3 protein-coding genes and 1 pseudogene are annotated in these 4131 nt (G+C 66.2%); 2 read left to right on the forward strand and 2 right to left on the reverse strand.

What is annotated here, in order from left to right:
* The first annotated feature begins 248 nt into the window (after positions 1-248).
* The gene (locus tag BO39_RS29045; RefSeq protein WP_043840342.1) at positions 249-839 is read left to right on the forward strand and encodes an HD domain-containing protein; all 591 of its coding nucleotides are present in this window, start codon (positions 249-251) and stop codon (positions 837-839) included.
* 114 nt (positions 840-953) lie between these two features.
* Positions 954-1940 carry a Bug family tripartite tricarboxylate transporter substrate binding protein gene (locus tag BO39_RS29050; RefSeq protein WP_043840343.1) on the forward strand — a complete coding sequence of 329 codons (987 nt, stop codon included), beginning with the start codon at positions 954-956 and terminating at the stop codon, positions 1938-1940.
* Positions 1941-2356: 416 nt separating this feature from the next.
* Here the strand turns inward: BO39_RS29050 and BO39_RS34150 are convergent.
* Positions 2357-2827, reverse strand: a pseudogene (locus BO39_RS34150) (IS6 family transposase); the annotation flags it as partial.
* 78 nt (positions 2828-2905) lie between these two features.
* Positions 2906-3052, reverse strand: coding sequence for a hypothetical protein (locus BO39_RS34155; RefSeq protein WP_211257612.1), 147 nt, complete (start codon positions 3050-3052; stop codon positions 2906-2908).
* Positions 3053-4131 lie beyond the last annotated feature (1079 nt).

The following is a 4131-nucleotide window of genomic DNA, read 5'->3' on the forward strand; positions in this document are numbered from 1 at the left end:
CCACGACGAAAAGGGTGGTTCTTGGAGCGGACGTGAGCCACCCCTCCAGCAAGAGGAACCAGAAAGCCGCTGGTCACCTGGATAGGCAGTCCTCAGGCACTGCTGTCCCCTGGCCTTGGGGTTGCTCGCCTAGCGGCAGGGACGGAAGGCCCATCGCGGAGATCCGCCGATGGATCACCCCAGAAGGGGCCGTCTTGCCACTCGGGCGGGGCGCGAAGCAGGCTGGCAGCCCGGAGGCACCGCCCACCATGTTCGATCGCCTGACTTTAGTCTTGGAAGACCTGCGAACCCGCCTCGCGGAGCCGCACCGGGTTTATCATGGCCAAGCCCACATCGATGCCATGCTGGCTCGGCTCCGCGTCGACCGCGCGGCCTTCCGCGCACCGGAGGCCGTGGAACTCGCCATCTGGTTCCACGATGCCGTCTATGACCCCGGTGCCGCGGACAACGAACGCAGGAGCGCGGCCCTGCTCCGCCAGGCGCTGGACGGATTGGCTCCCGCCCAATTGCTTGAAGAGGCCGAGCTGATGATCCTGGCCACCGAGCACCACGCCATGCCCCCCGGCTTGCCAGCACCGCTTGCTGCTGACCTTGCCGCCTTCCTCGACCTCGACATGGCGGTCCTCGGCGCCCCGCTGGCGGCGTACGACCTCTACGCGGCGGGCGTGGCACGGGAGTTCATCCCGGTGGTGGGCGAAGCCGCGTATCGGCAAGGCCGCGCCGCCTTTCTACGCCGCACTCTGGCCGCCGGAACGCCGCTGTTCCATACCGCTGCCGCTCGTGAAACGCTGGAAGCGTCCGCGCGGGCCAATATGCTTCGGGAACTGAGGCGATCGTGAATCGGGTGCGCGAGGTGGCCATACCAGCCTGATATGCCGCCCTCCTGCGGCTAGGCGGGACCATCGCAGCAGGAGCCACTGAACGCCCGACGCAAAACAATCGAGGAACCAGGAATGCAGCGTCGTCATATCCTCCGCGCTGGGCTCGCCCTGCCTTCCCTGATCACGGCTTGGCGGGCAGGGGCCCAGAACCTGCCGGATGGTTGGCCGAGCCGGCCCATCCGCCTTATTGTCCCCTATGCCCCTGGCGGGGGAACGGACGTGCTGGCCCGTGCCGTGGCCGACAAGGCGGGGCAGCGCCTGGGCGCCACCATCGTGGTGGACAACCGGCCCGGCGGCGCGGGCAATCTCGCCACCGCGATGGCAGCGGAGGCCGCGCCGGACGGCTACACGCTGCTCGTCGGCAACATCGGCCCCATCGCCGTCAATCCAAGTCTCTTCCGCAATCTGCGCCCCGACCCCGCGACGGCGCTCGCGCCCGTCACCCTGCTGGCTGCCGCGCCGATGCTGATCCTGGTGAACCGGCGCCTGCCCGTGACCGACCTGCGCGAACTGGTCGCGCTGGCGAAGGAGAAGCCCGGCGAGCTGAACTATGGCTCCGCCGGTAACGGCTCGGCCAACCACCTCGCCGGGGCCTACTTCGCGCTCAGGGCGGCGATCAACATTCAGCACATTCCCTATCGAGGCGCGGGACCGGCGCTGAACGACCTTGTGTCGGGGACGCTACAGATGATGCCGGCCACCCTTCCCTCCTCCATCGGAATGGTGAAGGACGGGCTGGTGCGGGCGCTGGCCGTCACCACCGCCACGCGCGTGCCCGCGCTGCCAGAGCTGCCCACCGTGGCCGAGGCTGGGGTGCCCGGTTACGAGATGAGCGCCTGGTACGGGATCATGGCTCCCGCCGGTACGCCTCGCCCCATCGTGGACCGCCTTCGCCAGGAGATCGCCGCCGCGATCCACCTGCCGGAGGTGCGTGCACGCATCGAGGCGGAGGGCGCCGAGCCCTCCGGCAACACGCCGGACGAGTTCCGCGACTTCGCCGCCGCCGAGCGCCGGAAGTGGGCCGAGGTCGTGCGCGACGCGCGGATCACCGTGGACTGATGGGGTAACGCTACCGTCGAATGGATCGCGCGGGCCGCGGCGGGCAGGCGAGTGTCGAAGCCAGAAACGCGAAAAGCCCCATGACCTTAGGTGAGGTCATGGGGCTCTGCGGGTCTCCTGCGGGAGGAGGCCGGGGTCTAGCTTAGCGACGGGGTAGCGGCACCGGGCGCTTCTGCGCCCGGTGCCGCAAGGCGAGGACCACCGCCTGGAAGCGGCGGAACTCAGGCATCCGCTCGAACTGGGCGACGTAGCCGCCGTGGGTCAGCTCGTGGTGACACGCCTGGCAGATCAGCCATCCATGCTCCGGCCGGTTCAGGCCGCGATGGGAGAAGTGGTTCGAACTCGGCGCCCGCGACCGGCGGTTCTGTCAGCTTTCGCGCCAAGTGTAGCTGCACGAGTTGACCGCACTGGTAGTGCTATGCGGCTTGCAGGATGGCGAGCACAGCGGTTGCACGGCGGAGATGGAGAACGCGGCGCTGGTTAGCAGGGACATGCTGGTTGGGACGGAGGTGAGCGCGGAGTTCGTCGTAACCGCGACAGAAGCGTTCCGCTGAAGTGAAGCTCTTGAACCCGCGCAAACATCGGAAGCGACCTTTTATGCCCCGATGATCCCGCTCGAGCCCATTGTTTCTGTAAGCGCTGATGCGGTGGGTGACCCGCTTGCCCAGCGTCGAGCGGATCGCGCGTGGGTAGGAACCATGCCCGTCCGTAGTGACTTTGTCGGGGACGATGCCGGTGGCCGACCTGGCGGATCGGAAGAACGCCTTGGCCGCCGCCATGTCCCGGTGCTCGCCGAGCATGGTGTCGACGAGATCGCCGTTTCGGTCAATCGCCCGATACAGATAGCACCAGCGCCCTCGGACCTTCAAATATGTTTCGTCAACGTGCCAGGAGCGACGGCCAGGGCCGCCCTTTCATTGCCGGCGCTGCCGAAGGCCACTGGTCAGTATCGGCGCGAGCTTGACCTACCACTCCCGCACCGCTTCATAGCTGAACACGATGCTGCGGAGGAGGAACATCTCTGCCAAGTCCCGCAGGGTAAGGCGGTAGCGCAGGCGCCAGATTACCACCAGTGCAATGACGTCGCTCGGATACTGGGCCCGGTTCAGCACTCCCGAGCTGCGCTCATTGAACCCACGGCCGCGGCACGGCACCGGAAGCGCCTGTAGCCCTGGGCCGTGCGGTCCCGCCGCTCAGTCACCTCGGCCGACCCGCAGTCCACGCACTCCATGCCAGGCTCCCAGCGCCTCTCATCCTATCAGCAGCTTATCAACCCCACCCTGCCTCGCCAATCCAAGCCCATCTCGCGCGAGAGCTGACAGAACCAATAGCTGAACCGCTTGGCTGGTACGCCACCCGGCTACAGCTGCTGGTGCTGCCAGCTCAATCGCTGCCATTCAGCAACCTGATCGCTTTCACCGCGGAAGCGGGTAATCGACCTGTTCACGATGGCCAGCGCGGTAGACCTCAGCTTGTTGCGCGGTGTGAAGAACGGCGATGTCTGAAGCGCAGCCCGCAAGGGTGAGGCCCAGAATGGCTACTACAGCAAGGCGCGGCATTGGCGTTCTCCGGAACGTGCACGCCTGCTAACAGGGCGGCAACGTCATGCCGAGCAGGCCAGGATGATTGCTAAACGCCTCGCATGCGCCGACGTGCTGGTCCGGGAAAAGGTTCACAGGGATGTCTCGCCTGCCCCTTCGCGTTTGCTACTTCCACTTGGGGTAGGAGGCCAGCATAGGCTTGGGAAAGCCGGCTGGTAGCACCGGCCGCCTCAACCCAATACAGCACGATTGCAGCCCTTTCCGTGAGCACGTGCCGTACGAGCGGACGTTAGCAGGAGATCACAGCAGCGGCGCTCCAGCATCCTTCGGATTTCAACCTTTCTAGCCCCGAGCCAGATCCCCGGCGCGGGCCTTGGGCTCTTCTGCAGAGACAGGGTGCAGGAAGGCGCGCTGATCTGGCGGCTCGACCCTGGGCTTGACGTTGTGCTCAAGGTCTTGCCCCAAGATTCAGTGTTGCGCCGCTTTGTGGAAATCTACGGCTACATCCCCCTTGAGGGACCCCGGCGTTGGGTAGTCTGCCTTGATGACGAGCGCTGGTAGCGTCCGTCAATGTGGTGGAAATTGCGTCTGGGCTTGAGGTGGCCACGGCTCAGGCGGCCTTGGGTGGAAGTTGCAGGGTTTCGTTGGTG

The sequence above is a fragment of the Roseomonas aerilata DSM 19363 genome, assembly GCF_000711725.1.
In the GTDB taxonomy this organism is placed as follows: Bacteria; Pseudomonadota; Alphaproteobacteria; order Acetobacterales; family Acetobacteraceae; genus Roseomonas; species Roseomonas aerilata.

Coding starts and splice junctions, on each gene's coding strand:
- BO39_RS29050 (WP_043840343.1), top strand. CDS start 954: ATGCAGCGTCGTCATATCCTCCGCGCTGGGCTCGCCCTGCCTTCCCTG.
- BO39_RS29045 (WP_043840342.1), top strand. CDS start 249: ATGTTCGATCGCCTGACTTTAGTCTTGGAAGACCTGCGAACCCGCCTC.